19 protein-coding genes and 2 tRNA genes are annotated in these 24,276 nt (G+C 64.3%); 7 read left to right on the top strand and 14 right to left on the bottom strand.

Going from position 1 to position 24,276, the window contains the following annotated elements; all coding sequences use genetic code 11:
- Positions 1-32: 32 nt before the first annotated feature.
- Positions 33-686, bottom strand: coding sequence for a hypothetical protein (locus QFZ40_RS05925; RefSeq protein ID WP_306903371.1), 654 nt, complete (start codon positions 684-686; stop codon positions 33-35).
- Positions 687-928: 242 nt separating this feature from the next.
- Between QFZ40_RS05925 and QFZ40_RS05920 the strand changes: the two genes are divergently transcribed.
- The 4 genes from QFZ40_RS05920 (at position 929) to QFZ40_RS05905 (ending at position 4,064) form a co-directional block, all read left to right on the top strand.
- A complete protein-coding gene (locus QFZ40_RS05920; protein WP_306903370.1) occupies positions 929-1,891 on the top strand; it encodes a J domain-containing protein in 963 nt (320 codons plus the stop codon).
- 30 nt (positions 1,892-1,921) lie between these two features.
- Positions 1,922-2,389 carry a tRNA (cytidine(34)-2'-O)-methyltransferase gene (locus QFZ40_RS05915; protein ID WP_306903369.1) on the top strand — a complete coding sequence of 156 codons (468 nt, stop codon included), beginning with the start codon at positions 1,922-1,924 and terminating at the stop codon, positions 2,387-2,389.
- A 189-nt stretch (positions 2,390-2,578) separates the two neighbouring features.
- On the top strand, positions 2,579-3,187 hold the full coding sequence (locus QFZ40_RS05910) for a sigma-70 family RNA polymerase sigma factor (protein WP_306903368.1): 609 nt from the start codon (positions 2,579-2,581) through the stop codon (positions 3,185-3,187).
- Position 3,188: 1 nt separating this feature from the next.
- On the top strand, positions 3,189-4,064 hold the full coding sequence (locus QFZ40_RS05905; protein WP_306903367.1) for an anti-sigma factor: 876 nt from the start codon (positions 3,189-3,191) through the stop codon (positions 4,062-4,064).
- A 100-nt stretch (positions 4,065-4,164) separates the two neighbouring features.
- Here QFZ40_RS05905 and QFZ40_RS05900 read toward each other — a convergent pair whose 3' ends face one another.
- From QFZ40_RS05900 to QFZ40_RS05875, 6 genes are all read right to left on the bottom strand, one after another.
- Positions 4,165-5,577 (bottom strand): GntT/GntP/DsdX family permease, encoded by a 1,413-nt coding sequence (locus tag QFZ40_RS05900; RefSeq protein WP_306903365.1) that lies wholly within the window; start codon positions 5,575-5,577, stop codon positions 4,165-4,167.
- 9 nt (positions 5,578-5,586) lie between these two features.
- Positions 5,587-6,126 (bottom strand): gluconokinase, encoded by a 540-nt coding sequence (locus tag QFZ40_RS05895; RefSeq protein WP_306903364.1) that lies wholly within the window; start codon positions 6,124-6,126, stop codon positions 5,587-5,589.
- A gap of 73 nt (positions 6,127-6,199) precedes the next feature.
- Complete coding sequence (locus QFZ40_RS05890; RefSeq protein ID WP_306903363.1) at positions 6,200-6,979, bottom strand: PIG-L deacetylase family protein; 780 nt, start codon at positions 6,977-6,979, stop codon at positions 6,200-6,202.
- 3 nt (positions 6,980-6,982) lie between these two features.
- A complete protein-coding gene (locus tag QFZ40_RS05885) occupies positions 6,983-7,936 on the bottom strand; it encodes an electron transfer flavoprotein subunit alpha/FixB family protein (RefSeq protein ID WP_306903361.1) in 954 nt (317 codons plus the stop codon).
- A gap of 14 nt (positions 7,937-7,950) precedes the next feature.
- Positions 7,951-8,751: an electron transfer flavoprotein subunit beta/FixA family protein gene (locus QFZ40_RS05880; protein WP_306906834.1), complete on the bottom strand. Its 801-nt coding sequence runs from the start codon at positions 8,749-8,751 to the stop codon at positions 7,951-7,953.
- Positions 8,752-8,977: 226 nt separating this feature from the next.
- Positions 8,978-10,663, bottom strand: a complete 1,686-nt coding sequence (locus QFZ40_RS05875) for a trypsin-like peptidase domain-containing protein (RefSeq protein ID WP_306903360.1) — start codon at positions 10,661-10,663, stop codon at positions 8,978-8,980.
- A 308-nt stretch (positions 10,664-10,971) separates the two neighbouring features.
- Between QFZ40_RS05875 and QFZ40_RS05870 the strand changes: the two genes are divergently transcribed.
- Both QFZ40_RS05870 and QFZ40_RS05865 read left to right on the top strand, forming a co-directional pair.
- Positions 10,972-13,023, top strand: a complete 2,052-nt coding sequence (locus QFZ40_RS05870) for a TPM domain-containing protein (RefSeq protein ID WP_306903359.1) — start codon at positions 10,972-10,974, stop codon at positions 13,021-13,023.
- Positions 13,024-13,133: 110 nt separating this feature from the next.
- The gene (locus tag QFZ40_RS05865) at positions 13,134-13,925 is read left to right on the top strand and encodes a PspA/IM30 family protein (RefSeq protein ID WP_306903358.1); all 792 of its coding nucleotides are present in this window, start codon (positions 13,134-13,136) and stop codon (positions 13,923-13,925) included.
- Between the two features lie 91 nt (positions 13,926-14,016).
- Here QFZ40_RS05865 and QFZ40_RS05860 read toward each other — a convergent pair whose 3' ends face one another.
- The 5 genes from QFZ40_RS05860 to QFZ40_RS05840 form a co-directional block, all read right to left on the bottom strand.
- Positions 14,017-14,949: a cytochrome b/b6 domain-containing protein gene (locus QFZ40_RS05860; RefSeq protein ID WP_306903357.1), complete on the bottom strand. Its 933-nt coding sequence runs from the start codon at positions 14,947-14,949 to the stop codon at positions 14,017-14,019.
- Positions 14,950-15,084: 135 nt separating this feature from the next.
- Positions 15,085-15,161 (bottom strand) — tRNA-Met (locus QFZ40_RS05855).
- Between the two features lie 143 nt (positions 15,162-15,304).
- A tRNA-Met gene (locus QFZ40_RS05850) sits at positions 15,305-15,378 on the bottom strand.
- Positions 15,379-15,583: 205 nt separating this feature from the next.
- A complete protein-coding gene (locus tag QFZ40_RS05845; protein ID WP_306903356.1) occupies positions 15,584-18,583 on the bottom strand; it encodes a UPF0182 family membrane protein in 3,000 nt (999 codons plus the stop codon).
- A gap of 137 nt (positions 18,584-18,720) precedes the next feature.
- Positions 18,721-19,749 (bottom strand): YlbL family protein, encoded by a 1,029-nt coding sequence (locus tag QFZ40_RS05840; protein ID WP_306906833.1) that lies wholly within the window; start codon positions 19,747-19,749, stop codon positions 18,721-18,723.
- Between the two features lie 306 nt (positions 19,750-20,055).
- Between QFZ40_RS05840 and QFZ40_RS05835 the strand changes: the two genes are divergently transcribed.
- A complete protein-coding gene (locus QFZ40_RS05835) occupies positions 20,056-21,507 on the top strand; it encodes a zinc-dependent metalloprotease (protein ID WP_306903355.1) in 1,452 nt (483 codons plus the stop codon).
- A gap of 7 nt (positions 21,508-21,514) precedes the next feature.
- On the opposite strand, the gene QFZ40_RS05830 is transcribed toward QFZ40_RS05835, so the two are convergent.
- Together QFZ40_RS05830 and QFZ40_RS05825 are read right to left on the bottom strand one after the other, a co-directional pair.
- Entirely contained in the window at positions 21,515-22,123 is a 609-nt protein-coding gene (locus tag QFZ40_RS05830; RefSeq protein WP_306903354.1) for a M48 metallopeptidase family protein, read from the bottom strand.
- Entirely contained in the window at positions 22,120-24,255 is a 2,136-nt protein-coding gene (locus tag QFZ40_RS05825; protein ID WP_306903353.1) for an ATP-dependent DNA helicase UvrD2, read from the bottom strand. The genes QFZ40_RS05830 and QFZ40_RS05825 overlap by 4 nt, the downstream gene beginning before the upstream one ends.
- Between the last annotated feature and the right edge of the window lie 21 nt (positions 24,256-24,276).

Below are 24,276 nucleotides of genomic sequence, written 5' to 3'. Positions count from 1 at the left end.
CGCAAGTCAATTGGGCCAGTCAGTTGGACCGGTCAGTTGGACGGCGGAACGACCAGGAGCCGGCGGGTGACCTCCGCACGGGCGGCAGCCAGTGCGGAGGCATCAGGACAGGCTACTGAAATGTAAACAGAGGAACCGGCCGTGCCGAACAGTCGGGCGATGATAGCTGTGACTTTCGCTCCCGGAGCGGCCGGCGGCTCAAGCGCCAGTACCTCAACCACCGGCCCTGGCTGTTCGGGGTCTCCGCCCCAGCGCAGCGTTTCCGTCTTCAGGTATTCGGGCAGGATGCTCGGGTCCAGATAGGTGAAGAGGGCGATTGTCGACTCGCGGTCACCGCCCCGGACTAAAGGAGACTGGTTGGTGCTGACTTTGGCAGCCACGCGGCACCCGTCCGTCTTCAGGTACTCGCTTCCGCCGGCAACATCATCCTTGGCCAGCTTCCAGCCGGGTGCATCCTTAAGCCCGTTGGAGATTCCCACCGGAACTCCAGGAGCCAGCGTGCCGCCGGCGGAAAACGGAAGGTCCTTGGCAGCCACGGCCTCGGCGTCGTGGCCCGGGGTAATGGTGGGGGTGGCAAGTGCAGGAACGGTCACCTCCTGCGCCGGGACTGCGGGATCGGGGACGTTGATGCTGCAGCCGCCCACAAGCGACGCACCGAGCAGCCCAGTCACCAATACCACCGCCATCCGCGGCTTCACCTCCACCCCAAACATTCTCTTCCCCCCTCGACGGCACCCGCCGTCGTCTGGCGTTACCCGCCGTCGTCATCCAAGAGTCTAAACGTCCATGCACCGATCCCGTTGCCGCATGCAAGGCCAGGCCACGGCGGGAACCAATCGGGCTCTCGCGGTCGTTATCCGGACAGGCGGTTAAACTGGGCTAACCGGGCTGCCTTCCGTGGACTGGCCAGATCAAGAGAAGGATGAGCTTGACCGAGAGCAGCAGCTCGCATTACCAGGTGCTCCGCGTGGCCGTAACTGCCACCGACAAGGAGATCAAGGTGGCGTACCGCCGGGCTGCCCGCAAGGCCCATCCGGATCACGGTGGTGACCCCGCAGCCTTCCGCCGGGTTACAGCGGCATATGAAACCCTCATCGATCCCCAACGCAGGAGCGCCTACGACCGCTCGTATGCAGCGGGCACGGCAGGAAACGGTTGGGAGGGTACCCCGGGACCGCATTTTGATGCACCGGCTGCGGGAAGCCACGCGTCGGCCACGGTCCACCGGGCAAATACCCCGCGCAACACCGCCGGTGACCCGCCTGTCTACGTTCCCCCCTACGATCCAGCGGCCGACGAGGCGTCCGGAACCGTGCCGCTGGTCCCTCTCCGCGAGGCCAGCCAGCAGATCCACGGGATGCCGCGGAAAAGGGGAATTTTCGGCGCCGAAGCCCGGATCCAGCGCGAGATGAGGACCGTGCAGCTCATCAGCCGCCAGGTGCTGCCCGCGATTCCCGCTGCCCGGCTGATCAACGGGCTGCAGTCACCAGCAGACAACAGCCATATCGACCAGGCGCTGCTCTCCGGCTACAGGCTGGCGCTCATCAGTTCGATGCTCCTGCCCAAGGGCGCCTATGCGTGGGACGGCCGCACCCTTAACCACGGCGGACGGTCAGTCGTCCCGCCACAATTGGCCCATGTGGTCAGGGCGATGCAGGACATCTTCCCCGAACTGAACGTCACCGGCTGGATCGTGGTCCACAGCCCTGACGGCAACCTGCACGAGCCCGTGATCGACCGGCACCGCCGGGCGGCCGGCGGCCACGACACCATCCAGGTGGTCAATGCAGCAGGCCTGGTCCGCGGCCTCAAGCAATTCCTGTCCTCCGGCCCCGCACCCAACACCGTCAATGTGTCCGTGCTGGCCAGGCTGCTGCGCGGTATGCACTGACCCCGTGGCCCGGCTGGCTAGGATGGGACGGTGTTCCGAATCCTCTTCAACGCTCCCGAAATTCCGGGCAACACCGGCAACGCCATCCGGCTGGCAGCCATTACCGGCGCCGAACTGCACCTGGTGGAACCCCTTGGCTTCGATTTTTCCGACGCGAAGTTACGGCGCGCCGGCCTGGATTACCACGACCTCGCCGTCGTCACCGTCCACAAGACCATCGAGGCAGCGTGGCAGGAACTGCAGCCACAGCATGTATATGCCTTCACCTCGGACGGGAAGTCCAGCTACACAGACATCGAATACTCGCCCGGCGACGTCCTGATGTTCGGGCAGGAGTCAGTGGGGCTTCCCGAGCACCTCAAACGGGATCCTCATGTGACCGCCACGGTACGCCTGCCCATGCTTCCCTCCCTGCGCTCGCTGAATCTTGCCAATGCAGCGTCCATCGCGGTCTACGAAGCCTGGCGCCAGCATGGGTTTGCCGGCGCCAGGACCTGACAGCCCTCCCCGGCCATCCCGACCGGGATCTGCACCGAATCACTCCTGGAACATCCGATGATGAGCAAGGAGCGGCAGGTGACACTACTGGAGGCTGGCCAGGCTGTAGACCTTCCGGAGTTGCCGGTTTCCGGGAGCCGCCTCGATACCGCCGCTCCGCCGTCGCCTCGGGACTTATGCTTGGAAGTGATGGAAACTCCCACCCCGTCAAACTCCGAAGCCAGTGCCGCCGTCACAGACTCGCCGGCTCAGGTCAGCCAACGCCTTGCCGGCTTGCTTGGCCGCATTGCCGACGGCGACCAGGCCGCGTTTGCGATGTTCTACCAGCTGACGTCCCGGCGGGTTTTCGGCATGGCGCGAAGGGTCCTGATCGACCCCGGACTCAGCGAGGACGCGACCCAGGAGGTCTTCCTGCAGGTGTGGCAGAACGCCTCGAAGTTCGACCCCGAAGCAGGAAGCGCGCTCTCGTGGCTGATGACCATTTCGCACCGCCGGGCGGTGGACAAAGTGCGCTCGTCGCAGTCCTCCACTGACCGCGAAGCCAGGTACGGCGCCAGCAGCCAGGACATCGACCATGATTCAGTTTCCGATGAAGTGGACAGCAAGCTCGAGGCAGAGTCCGTGATCCGGTGCCTGGAGACGCTGACGGATACGCAGCGCGAGTCTGTTCGGCTGGCCTATTACGGCGGCCTCACGTACCGGGAGGTGGCGGAACGGCTGGACACCGCCGTGCCGACCATCAAGTCCCGCATCCGCGATGGACTGATCCGCTTGAAGACGTGCCTGGGGGTGAGTTGAGATGGCTGGAATGGATAATCACGAAGCCAGCCGGCAGCCCGGCCCGTTCAGCGATACGGTCGCTGCCGATCTTGCCGCAGGGCACGCCGTGGATTTGGCTGAACTGTATGCCTTGGACGCGGTGACCGCCGCCGAACGCTCGGCCATCGAGCAGTACATCGCCTCAGCTCCGGAGGCTGAGCGGAGCTCCTTCCTTGAGCGCGTCCGCCAGGCCAGGGAAAGTATCACAGTGACGTTCACTGCAGAGGAAGAACCCCCTGCAGATCTCTTTGCGCGCATCGTCTCGCAGCTGCCGGCGCAGTCCTTAACGGCCGGCCGGGAGCAGGCACCGCTTCAAGCGGGGGACAGCACGGCCGCCCCGCACGCCAGCGGAACCACCGGGACGCTCGATGAGCTGTCAGCTGCCAGGCAACGGAGGGAAGAACGACGCCGGCAGGCAGGTCCGCGGCGCTGGCTGGCAGGCATCGCTGCCGCGGCAGTCCTGGCCCTGGGTGGTGCGGGCGTGGGCGCATACATCGCTGACCAGAACGATCCCCTGAACCAGGTGGTCCGGGCCGACGATGTCCGCGAAGAGTCGGTCGCCGTTGCCGCCGGGGGCACGGCAACCGTCCTGATCTCCCCGTCAAGGGACGCAGTGGTGGTCAGGATGAACGGTGTTCCCGCCCCGCCGGCAGGCAAGGTCTACCAGATGTGGCTGATTCCGAAGGACGGCTCCGCGGCTGTATCACAGGGCCTGATGGACGAAGAAGCACTCTCCAAGCCTGCGGTGGTAAAGGGCATCGCCAAGGCCGCCACCCTCGGCATCACGGTGGAGCCCGTGGGAGGTTCCACCTCCCCTACGTTGCCTACGGTTGCCGCTGCGCCGCTGGGTACTTGATTCGGCGTACTTGATTCGGCCGCTGGCCAAAAGCCCCGCTGCATGTCCTCCGGACGGAAGGCGCGCAGCGGGGCTTTTTGCGTCGGGCGGGCCCTGCTGCCTAAATAATGAGCGACAGGAGCATCACGAAGCCGAACCCGACCACGGAGATCAACGTTTCCATCACCGACCAGGTCTTGAAGGTCTGGCCCACCGTCAGCCCAAAGAGCTCCTTCACCAGCCAGAAACCGGCGTCATTGACGTGGGAGAGGAACAGCGACCCGGCGCCGATGGCGAGGGCCAGCAGCGCTGCGTGGGTCGGGGTCAGAGAACTGGCCAGGGGCGCCACGATCCCGGCTGCGGTGACTGTAGCCACTGTCGCGGAGCCGGTGGCCAGGCGAAGCGCCACAGCCACGATAAAGCCCAGGACCAGGACGGACATGTTGGTGCCCTCCGCCCACTTCTTCACGGCGTCGCCTACACCGGCCCCGATCAGGGTCTGCTTGAAGCCGCCGCCGGCGCCCACGATCAGCAGGATCGCTGCAATGGGGCCGAGGCTGGCACCGATCTTGGACGTGATCCTGTTGCTGGTGAAGCCCACTGCATAGCCGAATGTCACCATGGCCAGCAGCACTGCGAGGGTCATGGCCACCAACGGCTGGCCGATGAAATCGAAGACCATCCGGACAGCCGGGGCAGTTGCCGGGTCAGGCCAGACGATGTCGACGATTGCTTTGAGGAGCATCAGCACCACCGGGAAGATGATTGTCAGCAGGGTGACCAGGAAGGTCGGCTGGCGCTTGACCCCTTCGGTGTCGGCGCCATGCCGGGTGTCAATGCCGCCGGCCACGGCGGGGGCGCCGACAGGTACCCAGCGGGCCGCCAGCCTGGAAAAGAGTGGCCCACAGATGATGACGGTGGGGATGGCAACGAGGATTCCTAATGCCAGGGTGGTACCAAGCTCAGCCTTAACCGCGCTGATGGCGATGAGCGGACCGGGGTGCGGCGGAACAAGCCCGTGCAGGACGGAAAGGCCGGCCAGAGCCGGAATCGCAATCCGCATCAGTGGCATCTTGGACCGCTGCGTCACCAGGACGATCACCGGGAGCAGCAGCACGAGCCCGATTTCGAAGAACATGGGCAGGCCGATGATGACTGCAACCAGCGTGATGGCCCAGACGACCTTGTTTCCGCTTGCCTTTTCCACGAGGGTGTCCACCACGCGGTTCGCGCCGCCCGAATCTGCCAGCAGTTTACCCAGCATTGCGCCGAGCGCGATGAGGAGGCCAACTTCCTTGAGGACGCCGCCAACGCCGTCCTCGAAGTTGCTGATGACTTTGGCCAGCTCCACCCCGGAAGCCAGCCCCACGAATGCGGACCCGAGCACCAGTGCCAGGAACGGATGGAACTTGAACTTGGCGATGAGGACCACGATAAGGGCTATGCCCAATCCGGCGACCACGAGGAGTTGGGTGTCATGCCCGGTCCAGGCCTCCAAGGCAGCGGGGAGCTGCCCTGTTACTAGCGAATTCACAATGGGTTCCTAATTCTGGCCCGAGGCGCTCGTGGCGCCTTCGAGGCCGAGTGTCTCAATGATTTCCTGGGCTTCCTCCGCGGGAGTGGCGGAGACGCACAAGGAAATGTAGTTTTCGTCTGCGGTGGGTTCTTCGAGCGCGTCGAACTGGGATTCCAGCAGCGCCGGAGGCATGAAGTGCCCGTGGCGGGAGGACAGGCGGTCAGAGATCTTGTCCTTGCTGCCCTGAAGGAAGACAAAGACCACCCCTTCGCCGCGAAGGACATCCCGGTACCTCTTCTTCAAGGCCGAGCACGTAATGACGCCGGGCTTGCCGTTCTCAGTGTGCTGCCGGATCCAGCCGGCGATGATTTCCAGCCAAGGCCACCGGTCCTCGTCCGTCAAAGGTGATCCGGCCTGCATCTTGGCCACGTTCGCCTCCGGATGCAGGTCGTCGCCTTCCGCGAGGTCCCAGCCAAGTTTGCCGGCAAGAACGCCGGCCACCGTGGATTTGCCTGATCCCGAAACGCCCATGATCACCAGAACGGGCTGTTGCGCAGTCTTCGCCATCAAAGTCTGCCTTCCTGAATAAATATGATTTAAACAGAGGCCAGCATATGACAGGCGTTACAGCCTCGCAATCCTAGAAGCCGGCGATGGTCCTCGGCCCGTTGATTGTGACGACATGGAAAGCCTCGGCACTGCGCCCGCCCGGCAGGCCTGCCCGCCTTGCATTCAGGACCATTCCGCTTCTGACTGCCGATTCCATCGCCTCGACGTCCGGATGCTGGCTGACATGGACGTGGATTGCCTGGAGTTTGCTCTCCACCTGCCCGGTGATGTCAACGAAATGGTTTTCCCGCTCTTCAGGACCCGCGTAGAGCCACAGCCAGGGAACCTTGTACGCCTGCAGTCCGGATTCGGCGAGTTCCGGATAGGCGTAGGGGTTTTCCGCCGCGGGGTAAATGGCCCGGGTCACCGCCTCCCCCACCGCCAGATGGTCGGGGTGGCTCTTCTGGATCCGGTTCCAGTTGCGTTCAGGATGCATGGAAAGCACGACGTCGGGGCGGATTTCCCGGATCAGCTTCACTACCCCGGACATCACCTGGTGGTTCGGTTCGAGAAAGCCGTCCCGTTCGTGAAGGTAGTGGATGTCGGTGACGCCGACGAGCGCCGCAGCCCGTTCCTGCTCGGCCGCCCGCAGAGCGATGATTTCCGCGCGCTGAGCGGGGTCGAAGCCGCCGGCGTCGCCGTCGGTCATGATGCAGTAGCTGACCTGGACACCGGCCGCCGTCCACGCCGCGATGGTACCTGCTGCTCCGAAGTCGATGTCGTCGGGATGGGCTGCGAAACAGAGCACCCGCCCAACCTGGTGGATGGCCGGGTTGAACGGGCTCTGTGCTGGAACAGCGTGGTCAGTCAAAAATCAGCCTTTTCGCTTCTTGATCTCTTCCGTGGCCTGGGGCAGGACGTCAAAAAGGTCCCCGATGATGCCGAAGTCGGCAATCTCGAACACGGGTGATTCGGCGTCCTTGTTCACGGCCACAATGACCTTCGCCGTCTGCATGCCGGCCTTCTGCTGGATCGCCCCTGAGATGCCTGCCGAGATGTACAGCTGCGGGGAGACGGTCTTGCCTGTCTGGCCGACCTGGGCGTCGTGGCTGATCCAGCCGGCGTCGGTAGCGGCACGGGAAGCGCCTACGGCGGCACCCAGTGCATCTGCCAGCTGTTCCACCGGGCCGAAGTCACCGTCGAGGCCCCGCCCGCCCGCCACGACAATCCGTGCGTCCGTCAGGTCCGGGCGGCCGGTTGCGGTTTTCTGCTGGCGGTCGGTGATGCGCGCAGCCGTCGCAATGCTGTCACCCGGTACCTCAACGGTGACGGCGTCGGGGGTGCTCGGACTGGCCGCCGGCTCCGGCGTCACGTTGTTGGCCTTCACCGTCAGCACGGCCACCGGCGTGGTGACCCTGGAGGCAGTGGTGTAGGAGCCGGCCAGGACTGATTTATGCGCCGTCCCGTCGGCGTCGACCCCCACAACATCCGTAATGACGCCTGCGCCCAAGCGGATCCCCAGCCTCGCGGCAATTTCCTTGCCCTCCGGCGAGTTGTCCAGGAGCACTGTGCCGGCACCTGCAGCTTCCACGGCTGCCGCCAGGTAGGCCGCCTTGGGCGCCACCAGGTAGTTGTCCAGGTCCTGGGACGACGGCCGGTAAACCGCGGTGACGCCATATTCCGCAAATTCGTCCGAGACGCCGCTGTTGAGATCGCCGTTCAGGGCCACCACAGTCTCCCCCAGGGAACGTGCAAGCGTCAGCAGCTCGAGACTGCTCTTCTTCAGGGCGTCGCCCGGGTTGTCAATGAATACGAGTACTTTTGCCATGTCTGTGATCCCTCTTAGAGCAGCTTCTGGGCGGCCAGGAAGTCCACCAGCTTGATACCGGCGTCGCCTTCGTCGGTGATGATGGTGCCAGCCGTGCGCGGCGGACGTTCCTCGGCCGACGTCACTGTGGTCCAGGACCCCGCCCGGCCCACCTGCGAGGGATCAACCCCTACATCCGCCAGGGAGAGGGTGGTGATGCTCTTGCGCTTGGCGGCGATGATGCCTTTGAAGTTGGGGTAGCGCGGCTCATTGATCTGGTCAGTAACGGAAACCACTGCCGGCAGCGAAGCTTCCACAGTCTCCGAGTAGGTGTCGGCGTCCCGGCGCGCGGTGAGCCGTCCGCCGTCGAGCTCCAAAGAGGAAGCGAATGTCACCTGCGGAAGGCCGAGCCGCTCTGCCAGTTGCGCCGGCACAAGCGAGGTTTCGCCATCGGTGGAGGCCATGCCGGTGAGGACGAGGTCCACTGGGGCGCCGGTGCCGATGTGGCGGATGGCCGCCGCGAGGGCCAATGACGTGGCGGCAGCGTCCGAGCCGGCGAGGGCATCGTCCGTGAGGTGGAAACCCTCGGTGGCGCCCATCTGCAGGGACTTTTTCACGGCGTTCACGGCGCCGGCAGGTCCCATGCTCAGGGCGATGACCTGGTTGCCTGCCTTGCTGCCGCCGCGGGCTTCGGCCAGCTGTAATCCGGCCTCCAGCGCGTATTCGTCCAGCTCCGAGAGGATGCTTTCGTCGCGGTCCGTGGTGTAGCCCTCTCCGTTGAGGTGACGGTCGAACTGCGCGTCCGGTACATGCTTGACCAGGACGATGATCTTCAATGTCTCTTCCACTGTATTTACAGCAGCCTTCCATGCTTGTGGATAGCCAGCCGGGTGAGGACATGGCCGCGGAACGCCCGGGGTACGGGTAGCTCCTAGCTAACCATATAGCCGGGCTCCGGCGCCCTCCCGTTAAGGCCTGTGTCAGACCCGCCAGGTAGTGGACCGACGACGACGGCGGAGGCCACCCGATTAAGGTGGCCTCCGCCGTCGTCGCCCGTTCTTCCTACTGGTCGGGAGCGGTACCCAGCGTGACGTCCAGCGTCTGCTCCTGGCCGTTGCGCAGGACAGTGATCTTAACCGTGGATCCACCGGGCTGCTCGCGTACAGCCGCCGTCAACTGGTTGGGGTCACTGATGGCCAGGTCGTTGAACTTGGTCACCACGTCTCCCACCTTGATGCCTGCCTTAGCGGCGGCCGAACCGGCTTCAACGGTGGCAACATCCGCTCCCACGGAGAAACCGGATGATGAACCCGAGGTGGACTTGTCCTTCACGCTCACGCCCAGCTGGCCATGGGACACCTTGCCGTTGTCAATGATCTCCTGGGCAACGCGCTTGGCATGATTGATCGGGATGCTGAATCCCACGCCGATGTTACCGCTCTGGGTCGAGGTCGAGTCGGACCCCGCGGAGGCGATGGCCACGTTCACGCCGATGATCTCGCCCTTGGTGTTGACCAGCGCACCGCCGGAGTTGCCGGGGTTAATGGCGGCATCGGTCTGGATCACGTTGATGGAAATAGAGCCCTGTCCGGCCGTGCTCTGGCCCCGTCCGCCGCCTGGAGGGGCGAACTGGAAGCCCTGGTCCCCGCCCTGGGAATCGTCGCCGTTTTTGGGTGCGGCCGAGGAGGCGACGCTGATGGTGCGGTTGAGGGTAGAGACAATGCCGTCGGTGACTGTGCCGGTCAGTCCCAGCGGCGAGCCAATGGCGATCGCGGTATCCCCCACGTTGAGCTTGGAGGAATCACCGAGGGTGGCTGCCGTCAGACCTGAAGCGTTATCCACCTGGATAACTGCGAGGTCGGACAGCGGATCGGTGCCCACGACCTTGGCAGGGATGACCTTGCCGTCGCTGGTCCGGACCTCGATGGTTGCGCTGGCCGTCTGGCCGTCCAGGGTCACCACGTGGGTGTTTGTCAGGATATGGCCGTCGTTGTCCAGGATGATGCCGGATCCGGTGCCGCCGGAGCTGCCGCTTGTCGCGCTGATGGTGACAACGCTCGGGGACGCCTTCAGGGCGGCGGCGGTGATGGCATTGACGTCGTCCTTGTTGTTGACGATGACGGTGCCCGGCTGGTTGCTGCTGCTTACTGGTGACGAGGGGCCGTTGCCGAAGAGGTTGGCGGATCCCACGGTGGCCACGCCGCCACCCACCAGGCCGGCAGCGAGGATGCTTGCAATCAGGGTGCCGACGCCGAACGAGGCCTTCCGGCGAGGAGCATTGGCAGGATTGGAAGCAATGCCGCCGCTTCCGTCGTGACCGACAGGGCCCGCTGAATGAGCTCCGTACTGGGCGTACTGCTGGCCAGGGTTGTACTGTCCGGAATTGTGGTGCCCGGGGTCCTGCTGGCCGTAGCTGTACTGGCCGGGGTTCTGCTGGGCGTTCTGCTGCCCGTAGAACGGTTCCCGGGGAGGGTAGACGGGACGAGGGGCGTCGGAGAGTTGCCGGGTAGGGTTGGCAGGCTCCTGCGGGCGGTCCAGCCTTTCGGTCACGCTATCGCGCGCCTCCGGTCCCTCGTTGCCGGCTGCAGGCGCGTAGTGATCCCCTTCCCCGGCGACCCCGTTGTGCGACGGCGTGGGGTTCTGTCCGTACCGTGCTTCCGGCTGGTGAGCGTCCTGCGCTTCCGGCGATTGCCATTGGCCCGGATTCCGGTTCTCAGGCGCTGCACCCGGCGTTGGGTTCTCAGTCATTGGACTTCCTTTCATCCTCGTCTGTATTAACTATGGACTCTCTTGCTGGAACCCGGGCACACGTTGACTGGGAGGTTCCTGAATGTCAGTCGCATCGTTTTCCCGTTCTTTCAGCACCTGCTTCAGCACCTGCCCTGCGGTTTCGCTGCTGGCATATTCGCCGCTGTGGACCGCCCCGACGGTGCACCATAGAATCAAGAGGAATTGCCACAGCGACCTGCGGCTTTGACACACGCGTGGGGGCGCTGATCGATTCCGAGACGACTGATTCGTCCCGAATCAGTGTCAGGCGTGCTGAAGGGTTGCACATGCGGTCAAAGTTCAAACGTATCCTCGCCGTGATCGGCCTGACCGGTTTGCTGGCGGCTCCCGCCGGTATCGCCTGGGCGGAGAGCCCGGTGACTATTCCCTCGGGAACGAACATTGTGGATAACGCCAATGTTCTGGGTGGCCGGAAAGCGGAGGTCCAGGAGGCCATCTCAAAGCTTCTGAAAGACCACAAGTACAACCTCTACGTGGTCACCGTGAACTCTTTTGAGAACCCCGCAAAGCCTGAAGACTGGGGCAAGGCCGTCGCGACAAACAAATCCATGGGTAAAGCCGACGTACTGTTGGCCATTTCGACCGCGGGTCAGTTCTATTTTGCGACTGACGCCTCAAGCGCCATCAGGTCCAAGCAGTCGAACATCAGCCAGAATGCCGTGACCGCAAATCTTGCCGGTGGCAAGAAGGACTACGCGCAGGCGGCCATTGATACTGCCGCGGCGGTGGGCGATGCTGCCGGAGGCGGGAGTGGCAATGTCCCGTCCGACAGTGGCGCAGGAACCGCGCTCCTTGTTGGAACCGGTGTGGTAGCCGCCGGAGGTGCCGGCGCGTACCTCTACTTCCGCAACAGGCGGAAAAAAGCGGGCCAGGCATCCAGCGCCAGCTACGGCCCCCAGGGTGCCGAGCTGGATCCGCTCGCTTCGCTCACGGTGGAGGAGCTCCGCCGCAAGAGCGGATCGCTGCTCATCGAAGCAGATGACGCCATCAAGTCCAGCGAGCAGGAACTGATGTTCGCCCAGGCCCAATACGGCGATTCCGCCGTCGGCAATTTCACCAAGGCATTGGCGGAAGCAAAAGCCCACATGTCCGAGTCGTTCAAACTCCAGCAACAACTGGACGACCACATTCCCGATACCGAAGAGCAGCAGCGCAGCTGGCTTGGCGAGATCATCCGCCGGTCCAAGGCCGCACTCGCTTCCCTGCAGGAACAAAAGGCCGATTTCGATTCCTTGCGCGAGCTGGAAAAGAACGCCCCTCAGGCACTTGCCACAGTCCAGGCCGGAGCGCACGAAGCCGACGCGAAGATCGCCAAAGCCGAACAGTCGCTCACCGCCCTCCGCTCCAAATATGCGGACAGCGCACTGGTTCAGGTCGCAGACAACATCACCCAGGCCAAGGAGCGCCTGGCCTTCGTCCAGAACGCCACAGCCACGGCGGAGCAGAAACTGGCTGAAGGCGAGGCCAGCCTCGCCGCTGTCGCCGTCCGTGCATCAGAAGAGAGCCTGCACCAGACCAACGTTCTCCTCGACGCCATTTCCAAGGTCTCCACCAGCCTGGATGAGGCGCGGCACGGCCTTGAGGCCGCCGTCGTGGATACCTCCCAGGATCTGGCGCAGGCACGGGCCCTGATCCAGTCCGGTGCCCACCCGGAGCTGGCCGGACCGGTGGCCGGGGTCGAGTCGGCCCTTGGCCAGGTCAAGGCCGAGATGCAGGGCGGGAAGATCGATCCCATCGCCACGCTGCAGCGCGTGGAAACAGCACATCAGGCACTGGACCAGGCGCTGACCGGGATCCGGGACCAGCAGGAACAGGCGCGCCGGGCCCAGGCTTCCCTGCAGCAGACCATCATGTCTGCCCAGGCCCAGATCAGCGCCACCTCGGACTACATCACGGCCCGCCGCGGCGGCGTGGGTACCGAGGCGCGCACCCGGCTGGCTGAGTCGCAGCGGAACCTGGACTACGCCCTCTCCATCTCCCGAAACGATCCTGTCACTGCCCTTACCTACGCCCAGCAGGCGCACGCCCTCGCCGCCCAGGCGGCGCAGCTCGCCCAGGCCGACGTCGACAACTTCGGCGGCTATGCCAACCAGGGCTACGGCGGCGGAGGCATGTTCGGCGGAGGCGGCGGAGGCGGCCTGGGCGGCGCCATCCTCGGTGGCATCCTCATCAACTCCATCCTCAACGGCGGCAGCGGCGGCGGCTGGGGCGGCGGCCACAGCGACGGCGGCGGCTGGGGCGGCGGAGATTCCGGCGGCTTCGGCGGAGGTGATTTTGGCGGAGGCGAGTTCGGCGGAGGCGACTCCGGAAGTTTCTGAGCCGATAGAACTGGCGCCGGCCGGAATGAACCGGCTGGCGGATAGAAGCGAAACAACAAACTGTTCACTGATTTCAGTGGCCACCATTGAGCAGGATGAAAGGTAACACCATGGTTAAGCAGTCCATTTTCGGCCGCATCGCGCAGCTTGCAAAGGCAAACATCAACTCGTTGCTGGATAACGCTGAGGATCCGCAGAAGATGCTGGACCAGATGGTCCGGGACTACACCAACAACATCGCCGAGGCTGAATCCGCCGTGGCGCAGACCATCGGCAACCTGCGTATGCTCGAAGACGACTACAACGAAGACGTAAAGAACGCCCGCGATTGGGGCAACAAGGCCCTCGCCGCATCGCGCAAGGCCGATGAATACCGCGGCACGGGCCACGCTGCAGATGCCGAGAAGTTCGACAACCTGGCCAAGGTGGCACTGCAGCGCCAGATGTCGGCCGAAAACGAAGCCAAGGGCGCCGAGCCGAGCATCTCCTCACAGCGTGAAGTCGTGGACAAGCTTAAGACCGGCCTTGACCAGATGAAGGGCAAGCTCAACGAGCTCACCAGCAAGCGCAACGAACTCGTCGCCCGTTCCAAGACGGCCGCTGCCCAGTCGCAGGTCCACGATGCCATCAAGAGCATCGACTTCATGGATCCCACATCCGAGGTGGGCCGGTTCGAAGAGAAGATCCGCCGGGAAGAGGCCAAGGTGCGGGGACAGCAGGAACTTGCCGAGTCCAGCCTCGATGCCCAGTTCAACCAGCTTGAGGATCTCGGCGAGCAGGTTGAAATCGAGGCACGCCTGGCCGCACTCAAGTCCGGCAACGCCAAGCCGGCTATCGGCGCTTCCGGCGCGTCAGCCGCTTCGGAATCAACCGTCGAGGAAGCTGATTTCGACAAGCTTTAGCGGCATGCGGGCCCTAAGCCCGCTGAAGCCTTCAAAGGCCGGGGTTCGTGAGGAACCCCGGCCTTCGCCGTGCTTGGGAGTCTGGCGGCCGTCAGCGGCTGACTTTGCCCATCAGGGAAGCTATCGGGCGAAGGAAGATGGGCCGGGCCAGGAACCAGGCTGCCACCATGACTGCCACCGAGGCGACGAAGACCCAGAATCCGAACCAGCCGGCGTCGTCGCTGGGGCCGTACATATGGTTCAGGTTGCGCAGCGCCCCCGTCGCCAGTACCAGGAAGACATGGACCACAATGAAGGCGACGAAGTAGATCATCACCGGGAAATGGATGGCCCGCGCCAGTTCAATCGGGTAAGCCTTGTTCAGGCCCGTTGCTTTCTTCGGCCAGACGGAGGAGGTCCGGATGCCGGAGATGAAGGCAAGCGGTGCGGCAATGAAGACCGTGGCGAAATACGTGAGCAGCTGGAGCGCGTTGTAGTTGACCCAGCCGTTCTCAGTGGGCCAGTTGAGGGATACGTACTGAAGCGCGGCTGACAAGGCATTGGGGACAACATCCCAGCTCGTAGGGACGATCCGCATCCACTGCCCGGTCGCGAACAGCAGGACTGCGAAAACCAGCCCGTTGAGGATCCACAACGCATCCAGCGTCAGGTGGAACCAGAGCTCAAGGGTGATCTTGGTGGGCGGCGTCTTCGTCTTGATCAGGCCCTTGTTATTGCGCGTCCAGTGCCCGCTGGGGCGGGTGGTGGTGCGCACCTGCCAGCCGGTCCGGATGATGAGGAGCAGGAAGAAAGCATTCAGGAAATGCTGCCACGCCAACCACGCCGGAAAACCCACCGGCGCGTCCCCCGGGAGCTCCGAGTGGCCCGGATAGTCGGCAAGAAAAGAGGCCACAGCCGGAAGTCCGGTCATCCACCTGGCCAGAAGCACCACGAGCACCAGCACCACCAGAGCGGCAGGGACACCCCAATAGAGTCTTGACCGCTTGCCTGCCGCGGACCCAGGCTTCTTTGTGGATGTGGACATCGAAGAACATTCCTCTCGAGAATGACTGGCCAGTGCTCAAAACGTGAGTCTCTGCGAAAGAGAATACTAGGGACAACCGGCATTCCAGCAAAAAGAAGACCCCGACCGGCGTAACTGCCGGTCGGGGCCTCCATCTGGTTGCGGGGACAGGATTTGAACCTGTGACCTCTGGGTTATGAGCCCAGCGAGCTACCGAACTGCTCCACCCCGCGTCGCTTGATCAACACTACCCTACTTTGGCTGCCACTTTCGCCAGGTCCGCTGCACCTGCCTGGTCCGTCTAACAGCCATTCAAACCCACGACGGCACAAACAGGAAAGCCCGGACCTGTTTCCAGATCCGGGCTTTCCGTCAGTTGCGGGGACAGGATTTGAACCTGTGACCTCTGGGTTATGAGCCCAGCGAGCTACCGAACTGCTCCACCCCGCGTCGCAAGATCAACTCTACCGGCAGGTGAACGGGAGGCCAAATCGAGAAGGCGTGATGTGCGTCTCGCTCTCGGCCCGGCAGGGCTCTGACGTCGGAAGACGTCTGATGGCCGGCGCAACTGCGGCAGCCCGGCCACTCCCTTCTGTGGGATGTGGCCGGGCTGCCGCAGTTGTTTGTTCCAGGCCTGGGCCTGTCAGGTGACCGTTTAGGGCGACGGCGTGGACGAACCTGACGGGCTTGCCGATGGGGTGGCAGCGGGCGCCGGCGTGGCTTCCGGAGTCGTTGCCGGGATCTTGGCCTGGGCGTCAAGGGCACTCTGGATGGCTGCGGCGAGCTTCTTCTGCTGGTCCCCGTACGTGGCGAAGTCACCGGCCGCGAGGGCCGCCTGCCCGGCCTTGATGGCGGCGTTCGCCGCTTCCAGCGCGGCCTTCAGGTCGGCCTGTGCGCCGACGCTGACCGTAGGCGGCGTGGCACCCGGAGCGGCTGGCGTCTGGCCATTGTTGGCGGAGTCGCCGGCGGAAGCGCCTGAATCCCCGCCGAAGAGCTGTTTGAGGGCCGCGTCCAGGGTGGGGGCGAACCCAACCTTGTCACCGAAGGCCACGAGCACGCGCTGCAGCGTGGGATAGGACGTTTCACCCGTGGATTTGAGGTAAACGGGCTGGACGTACAGGATTCCACCGCCGACAGGAAGGGTCAACAGGTTGCCGTTCAGCACATCCGAGGCCCCTTGCCTCAGCAGGTTCAACGCCTGGGAGACAGACGGGTCCGAGTTGAACTTGTTTTGTGCCTGGCCCGGACCGGGAACCTGGGCCTCAGGCGGAATCCGGAGGAGCCTCAGCTGGCCATAGGTGTCTGCCTTGACGCCTTTCTGGTTGCCGGCGTCGGAGTCCGCTGCCAGGAAGCCGTACAGGACGTTGCGGGCTGTACCGTTCACAATCTGCGGAATGAACGACGATGTCAGCTGGAAGGCCGGCTGCTTCTGGTCAGGCATCTGGAGGGACATGTAGAACGGGGGCTGTTTGACGTCCGTTGAGACCGTGGGGTCGTTCGGCACGCTCCAGGCGTCGTCTGTCTTGTAGAAGCTGACAGGGTCCGTGACGTGATAACGGCCGAGGAGCTCGCGCTGGACCTTGAACAGGTCCTCCGGGTAGCGCACGTGGCTCATGACGTCTCCTGACATTTCGGAGAACGGCTTGAGGGAAGTCGGAAAGACCTTCTGCCACGCCTTCAGGAGCGGATCCTGGTCGTCCCAGGCGTACAGGGTCACCGATCCGTCATAGGCGTCGACGGTCGCCTTGACCGAGTTCCTGATGTAGTTCACCGAGCTGTTCGGCAGTGCCACTGCGCGTCCGGAAGTGGTCTGCGAGTCCGTCGTGGCGTCCGAGAGCTGCGCCTGCTGGGAATACGGGTAGTACTGGCTCGTGGTGTAGCCGTCCACAATCCACTTCACGCGTCCGTCGACTACAGCCGGGTAGGCGTTGCCGTCAACAGTCAGGTACGGGGCGACTTTCTGGATCCGCTCCCGCGGGTTGCGGTCATAGAGGATCTGCGAGTCCGCGTTCACGCCGTCCGACAGAAGCAGGTCCGAAGACTGGAACTTGATGGCGTAAAGGACCTTGTTGAAGAAACTGCCCACGTTGGGGCCGCCGTTGCCGGTGAAGGTGTACTGCGTTTCGCCGCCGCCTTCCTTGCCGGAGGGCCTGTCCTGCTCCCGGGGAGCGGCGCCGGCCGGGCCGCCGACGATGGAATACTCCGGTGAATCCTCGCCGAAGTAAATGCGCGGCTCGTATGTGGAATCGTTGCCGAGGACACCGGTCGAGGGTATGCCTGACTGGAGGAAGTCCGGCTTGCCGTCGACGGTGAACTTGTTTCCCTTCGCCGCGACAACGCCGTAGCCGTGCGTGTACACAACGTGCTGGTTGAGCCAGCCTTGCTGGTTCGACGCCACGTTCTGGGGATTGAGTTCACGGACAGCAATGACTGTGTCCTGCACTTTGCCGTCCACCTGGTAACGGTCCACATTAAGCGACTTGGGGAACTGGTAGTAGGGCCGGTACTGCTCCAGCTGGGCGAACGCGTCCGAAATGAGGTTGGGGTCCAGCAACCGGATGTTGGCGGTGGTCTGGGCGTCGGGGGCGAGAGCGCCGGTAGTCGCATTGTTCGTCGCGTTGTACTGATCCACCTGGACCTTGTCCAGGCCATAAGCGGAGCGGGTCATCTGGATGTTGCGGGTGATATAGGGATTTTCCAGCGTCTGCTCGGAGGGCCGGACCTGGAACTGCTGTATGACCCAGGGATAGACTCCGCCGGCCAGGATTGAGGTGATGACCAGCATGGCGGTTCCGATGACAGGCAGGCGCCAGCGTCCGATGACCGCGGCCACGACAAACAGGATGGCCACCAGCACGGCGGCTACCGCAAGGATGGCTTTCGTGGGGATGACGGCGTTCACATCTGTGTATAGCGCGCCGGCCCAGTGGCCCCCACTGTTCTGCAATGACCCGAAGCGGTCGAGCCAGAAGTTGGCGCCGAGAAGGAGAAGGAACGCGGCGCCGGTGACCGCGAGGTGGATCTGGGCGGCGCGGCTCGTGAAAATTCCGCGTTCCATCAGCCGGATGCTGCCGTAGAGGTAGTGGGTCAGGGTGCCGGCAATGCCTGCCAGCACCACGACGCTGATCAGGAAACCGGTGACGAACCCGAAAAACGGAAGGGTCATCAGGTAGAAGCTGATGTCCATGCCGAACACAGGATCCCTCTGTCCGAACGGCTCCTGGTTGAAGAACAGGAGGACCTTCTGCCACTGGCTGGCGGCGGCGCTGCCGGCGAAAAGACCGAACAGGATAGGCAGTCCCACCATGACGACACGGCGGACCGGCTCGAGCTGGGCCTGGTACCGGTTGAGGTTGTCCCGGACCTCCGAATCGGGGGCGTAGACAGGCCGGGCCCGGTAGGCGGTCCGGATGGCAAAATAGACGGCCAGGAACATGAGCGCAAAGCCTGCGACAAAGATGCCGATACGTGCGACGTTTTCCGTCACGAACACTTCGAAGAACCCGAGCTGCCGGTACCAGAGGACATCAGTCCACACGTTGGCAAAGAAAATGAAACCCACCACCACAAGGGCAACCAGGATCAGCGTGGGCGTGAGGGCACCGCGTCTTGACGGGTTCCTTCCGGACGGGATGGGGCTGGTGGGACGGGACAAACTCGGTACCTCATAGCTGTCGTCAGATTAACATTTCAAGCGCGTGCCTGCAGGTGACATCCGTGACCGGTCAAGCCTGTGGCAACGTCCGTCATATCTGCCACGAGTGGCGGTAAAGCTTAGTTCCTGGCCTCAGTCTAGTTGCTGGAACAACCAGGCAGACCGGACGTGTCGTGGCCTGAACCGGCAACCTCGACGGCGTGGCGCGCCTGGGCGAGATTCTCCACCTTCACCACCTGCAGCCCCTGCGGAATATGTCCCACAACCTCGTTACAGTTCGCTGCCGGCGCAAGGAACAGCGTGGCTCCGCCGGCGCGGGCACCCTCCATTTTTTGGCCGATTCCGCCAATCGGCCCCACCACCCCGTCGGGCGAAATTGTGCCTGTTCCGGCGACATGCTTCCCGCCGGTCAGGTCACCGGGAGTCAGGGTATCGATGATGCCCAGCGAAAACATCATGCCCGCGCTGGGTCCGACGACCTTGTCCAGCGAGATTTTCACGTCGAAGGGGAAGGTGAAGCGGTACTGGAGCATAACGCCCAGGATGTACCGGCCGGCGCCGTTGTCCATCGGCGTGACGGTCTCGGTGACCGGCTGACCTGCCCTGTCCATCACCAATGTGGCCGGTGCCCCCTTTCCCGCTGCCAGTTCTGCCTGGACGACAGCGAGGGAGGTCACTGGTTTGCCGTTGATCGACTCGAAGACATCACCCTTCTCGATCTTGCCCGCCGACGGGGAGCCATCAGAGAGACCGGCGGCCTGGAGCTGCTGGCCGAAGGGAATCTTGAGCTCGGTCAGGGCGGAAGCGACGGCATTCTCCTGCGAGGTGGCCATAGCCACCGCCCCCTCTTCCGCGGACTGCTCCTTGGTGGTCCCGCTCGGGTAGATGAGTTCCTCCGGGTATACCGCTTTTGACCGGTCCAGCCAGGCGGCGAAGGCCCCGAGGATGCTGATCGGGCCGTTAGGGCCGCCCTCGACATAGACGGTGGTCAGGTCGAGGTTCCCTTTGGCCGGATACGCTTCATGCCCTGTGACGCTGATGACCGGGCTTCCCTGGGCCTCGCCGAGCGTGTTGAATGCAGGACCGGGCGATTCCACCACGTAGGGCACGGGGACCGTTCCGGCCGCAATGCCCAGACCCAGAGCCAGGACGCCGGACACCGTCATCACGGACAGCTTGTTGCCTTGCTTCGCACGCCGCGGCACGTCGCCGTCCGGGGCAGTGTCATCGGGCAGCGTGCTTGCGTGTCCTGGTTCGGTGGGCTGTTCGGCCGGGGCCATGCGGGCTTCGAGCCTGTCGGCGTGGTCCTCGGATGGGTGCTCGCCACGGGTTGTAGTCACCGAACCAACACTACGCGGTGACGCCTGCAGCCCGCTCTTTGCCTACAGCGAACGCATGCGCTGTCCGGCAGACAGCCGCCCCGGCCCGGGGTACCGTGAAGTTGAACAGTCACACCGACGATCGGCGGGATCATGACCTCCAACCCACTCAATCCATCCAATGGCGATGATGCGCCGAAGGATCCATTGACGGAAATGCTGCAGAACCTGATGGGCGGCAAGGGCATGGAAAACATCGACCCCGCCGAGCTCGCAAAGGCGGCGGGACTTCCGGACGACCCCAATCTCCTGGCCCAGATGTTCTCCCAGGTCCAGGCCATGATGAGCGCGCCCTCAGAGGGACCTGTCAACTGGAAGCTTGCGCACGAGAATGCGCGCAGGGTGGCGGCCAGCGGCATTGACCCCTCTGTCACCTCGGTGCAGTCCCGTGAGGTCGACGAGGCCCTGCGCCTGGCCGAACTGTGGCTTGATCCGGTCACGGACCTCCCGGCAACGGGCCTGATCGGCCGTGCCTGGTCGCGTGCGGAGTGGGTGGAAGCCACCCTGGGAACCTGGAAGCGGCTCACCGAACCGGTGGCGAACAGCATCGCCAACGCGCTGTCCACCGCCATGACTGAACAGATGCCGGAGGAAATGAAGTCCATGATGGGCGGCGCATCCTCCATGCTGCAGAACATGGGCGGCGCCATCTTCGGGATGCAGCTTGGGCAGGCCATCGGGGCGCTGTCAGCCGAAGTGGTCAGTTCCACCGACATCGGTGTGCCGCTGGCCGACCTTGAGATGGCCCTGCTGCCGGCGAACGTGGCCTCCTTCGGCGAAGGCCTGGGCCTGCCGGCAAATGACATCCGGCTGTTCCTGGCCGTCAGGGAGGCAGCCCACGCACGCCTGTTTGTCCAGGTTCCCTGGCTCCGGGGCCACCTCCTGGGAGCGATCGAGGCATATGCGCGCGGCATCCACATCGATACCTCACGGATCGAAGAGCTTGCCCGAGACCTTGATCCCAGCAATCCCGAGGGCATCCAGGAGGCTCTGTCCCAAGGGGTCTTCATGCCCCAGCGCACTCCTGCCCAGGAACAGGCCCTGGAAAAGCTTGAGACTGCCCTCGCCCTGGTTGAAGGATGGGTGGATGAACTGACTGCCGCGGCAACCGAGAGGCTGCTGCCCTCGGCCGCCGCCCTCCGCGAGACGGTCCGCCGTCGCCGGGCCACCGGCGGTCCCGCGGAGCACGCTTTCTCTTCCCTGGTAGGGCTGGAACTGCGTCCCCGCCGGCTCCGGGAGGCCGCCACCCTGTGGGCCGGCCTCAAGGATGAACGCGGCATCGAAGGACGCGACGCCATCTGGCAGCACCCCGACCTGCTGCCGACCGCCCATGACCTTGATGACCCCGCGGGCTTCACCGGCCGCCGTAAACTGGCCGAAGCCAGTGACAGTGAAGTGGACGACGCACTGCAGAAACTGCTGAACGGCGGCTTCGATGACGCCCCGGCATCCGGTGATGTGACGACCGGCCCCGCCGGTGAAGATACAGCCAAGGACGGCGACGCGAACGGTCCCGACGACGACGACGGCCAGCCAAAGGGCTGAGCCGGATCTAGTAGGCCTCCTGGTCGTCCCCCGGCGTGGCGGCCTGCCCCGGTTCCAGCCCGCGGGCAGTGGCGAAGGAAACGCCTTCAAGGAACGCCTTGGCCCGCCGCGTATCGGGATAAGCCTCCAGCAGTTTCCAGAACGCGGAGTTGTGCCCGGCTACCAACAGGTGGGCCAGCTCGTGGAGCAGCACGTAATCAATCACCCATTGGGGCATGGGCCTGAGCTTGTCTGAGAGGCGGATACTTCCGTCTGCCGGTGTGGCCGACCCCCAGCGGGAGTTCTGGTTACTGACCCAGCGTACCGACGTCGGAACGGCCCGGCCGCCGAGGTAACGGGCTGACAATGCGGCGGCGTGGGCTGCCAACGCACTGTCCGTAGCCGGCCGCCTCCTCCCCTTGTGGCCGCGCTGCTCCCCTTGGCGGTGCAGCTTTTCGAGCATCCGGTGTACCCATTCAGCCTCCTGCGCGACGGTAAAGCGGGCCGGTATGGCCACCACTGCCGTTCCGTTTTCCCAGAAAGCTGCCACGGTCCGTGTTCGGCGGGACGAGCGCCTCACCTCAACAGGAGCGCCATCCCCGGTTGTTCTTGGCGGTGCCGAAGCGGGCGGCCTCACAGGGCGGTGCTTTCAACTAGCACGCGGAGCACGTCTTCGCCGTAGCGTTCGAGCTTGGAAGGTCCGACGCCGGCAAGGGCTGCCAGTTCCTCCAGCGAGGCAGGCTTGGCCTCGGCTATGGCAGTCAGCGTGGCATCCGTAAAGACCACAAAAGCCGGTACCTCAGCCGACAGCGCGACAGCCTTCCGCCACTGCCGGAGGGCGTCAAATGTCTGTTCCTCATAGCTGGGGGGACAATCGTTGCAGCGCCCCACCTTCCGCTCGGCACCGCTGGCCAGCATGCTGCCGCAGACCCGGCACACGGCAGGCGCTGCCGCTTTCCTGCGGGGCGCCGGACCTTTTCCGCGTGCACTGGAACTGGCCACCGAATCGGGCCTGAGCCCGTCGAGGAACCGGGAAGGTTTCCGGTTGGCCCGGCCGCCAGGGGTGCGGGCGGCTGACCAGGAAAGGGCAAGGTGCTCCCGCGCGCGGGTGATCCCCACGTAGAGGAGCCGGCGCTCCTCGTCCACGGCTTCAGGTGTGTCGGCAAAGGAAATCGGCATCAGGCCCTCGCTGAGGCCCACCAGGAAAACAGCGTCCCACTCCAGGCCTTTGGCGGCGTGCAGGGACGCGAGCGTGACCCCCTCGACGGTGGGGGCATGCTGCGCCAGGGATCTTTCCTGGAGCTCGTTGACAAAATCAGCAAGGCTGAACTGATCCCCCCGCGTCTGGACCAGCTCGTCCGCGAGTGCCACCAGGGCGGCCAGTGATTCCCAGCGCTCCCTCAGGGCGCCGCCGTTATGCGGAGCCGCTTCGGTGTAACCGAGCGAGGCGAGGATGTCGCGGACAAGCTGCCCGAGCGGCTCCTCCGTCGCGGTTTCGGCCACTGCCCTTGTTGCGGCCCGTAGCTGGAGGATCGAATCCCGCACTTCCTTCCGGGCAAAGAAGCGCTCGCCGCCGCGCAGCTGGTAGCCGATGCCTGCTGCTGCCAGGGCCTGCTCGTAGGCCTCAGACTGCCCGTTGGTGCGGAAGAGAACAGCCACCTGGCTCGCCGGTGTGCCGGCGTCGAGCAGTTCCCGGATCTTGAGCGCCACGGTGGCGGCTTCCGCTTCATCATCAGCGCACTCGGTAAATTGGGGTGCCGGACCTGCCGGCCTCTGGGCCACGAGCTGAAGCGGAGTGGCCCACGCGGCATCTGCTACCGGTCCGCCGCCTCGCCGCCCGGCCAGAAGGTCGTTGGCCAGTTTGACCACCTGGGGGGTCGACCGGTAATCCCGTATCAGCTTCACCACATGGGCTTCCGGGTACCTGGCCTTGAAGCCCAACAGGTGCTTGGGTGAAGCCCCCGTGAAGGAGTAGATGGTCTGGCTGGCGTCGCCCACAACGCAAAGGTCATCCCGGCCGCCGAGCCACAGCTCGAGGAGGCGTTGCTGCAGCGGGGACACGTCCTGGTACTCGTCAACGACAAAATGCCGGTATTGCTCGCGAACTGTAGCGGCTACCTTCTGGTCCTCCTGGAGGATACCGACAGTGATCAGCAGCACGTCCTCGAAGTCGATGACATTGCGGTCGGTTTTGACGTCCTCATACGACTGGAAGACCCGGGCGACGGCGGTGAGGTCGAACCCTCCGGGTGTGCCCCTCCCCTGCGCGTTTTCCAGGTAGTTCGCCGGAGTCAACATGGAAACCTTCGCCCACTCGATCTCCGATGCCAGGTCCCGGATGGAGGCACGGTCGGTGCTGAGCCGCAAGCGGCGGGCCGCTTCGGCGATCATCTGGGCCTTGTGGTCAAGCAGGTTTGGCAATGTGCCGCCCACTGCCTGTGGCCAGAAAAACTGGAGCTGCCGCAGGGCGGCCGCGTGGAACGTCCTTGCCTGGACGTTCCCGACACCCAGATCGCGCAGCCTGCTGCGCATTTCGGCGGCGGCGCGGGCCGTGAAGGTCACTGCCAAAAGCCGCTGGGGGCTGTACACCCCTGAATGGACACCGTAGGCAATGCGGTGCGTGATGGCGCGGGTCTTCCCGGTGCCGGCGCCCGCAAGCACACACAGCGGTCCGTTGAGCGTGCTGGCGACTTCGCGCTGTTCGGCGTCCAGGCCGCCGAGAATCCGATCCTCGAGGGACTCTGCGCTGTCATTGTTCTCTGTTGTCACTTCTGCTGCTCTGTTGTCTCG

The sequence above is a fragment of the Arthrobacter pascens genome (assembly GCF_030816475.1).
GTDB classification, from domain to species: Bacteria; Actinomycetota; Actinomycetes; order Actinomycetales; family Micrococcaceae; genus Arthrobacter; species Arthrobacter pascens_B.
This window is presented reverse-complemented; position numbering and strand designations above follow the sequence as displayed.

Bases quoted from the DNA above. Each gene is read 5' to 3' on its own strand.
- QFZ40_RS05835 (WP_306903355.1), top strand. From the start codon at position 20,056: ATGACCTCCAACCCACTCAATCCATCCAATGGCGATGATGCGCCGAAG.
- QFZ40_RS05865 (WP_306903358.1), top strand. From the start codon at position 13,134: ATGGTTAAGCAGTCCATTTTCGGCCGCATCGCGCAGCTTGCAAAGGCA.
- QFZ40_RS05870 (WP_306903359.1), top strand. From the start codon at position 10,972: ATGCGGTCAAAGTTCAAACGTATCCTCGCCGTGATCGGCCTGACCGGT.
- QFZ40_RS05895 (WP_306903364.1), bottom strand. From the start codon at position 6,126: ATGGCGAAGACTGCGCAACAGCCCGTTCTGGTGATCATGGGCGTTTCG.
- QFZ40_RS05840 (WP_306906833.1), bottom strand. From the start codon at position 19,749: ATGACGGTGTCCGGCGTCCTGGCTCTGGGTCTGGGCATTGCGGCCGGA.
- QFZ40_RS05925 (WP_306903371.1), bottom strand. From the start codon at position 686: ATGGCGGTGGTATTGGTGACTGGGCTGCTCGGTGCGTCGCTTGTGGGC.
- QFZ40_RS05910 (WP_306903368.1), top strand. From the start codon at position 2,579: ATGGAAACTCCCACCCCGTCAAACTCCGAAGCCAGTGCCGCCGTCACA.
- QFZ40_RS05905 (WP_306903367.1), top strand. From the start codon at position 3,189: ATGGCTGGAATGGATAATCACGAAGCCAGCCGGCAGCCCGGCCCGTTC.
- QFZ40_RS05875 (WP_306903360.1), bottom strand. From the start codon at position 10,663: ATGACTGAGAACCCAACGCCGGGTGCAGCGCCTGAGAACCGGAATCCG.
- QFZ40_RS05885 (WP_306903361.1), bottom strand. From the start codon at position 7,936: ATGGCAAAAGTACTCGTATTCATTGACAACCCGGGCGACGCCCTGAAG.
- QFZ40_RS05860 (WP_306903357.1), bottom strand. From the start codon at position 14,949: ATGTCCACATCCACAAAGAAGCCTGGGTCCGCGGCAGGCAAGCGGTCA.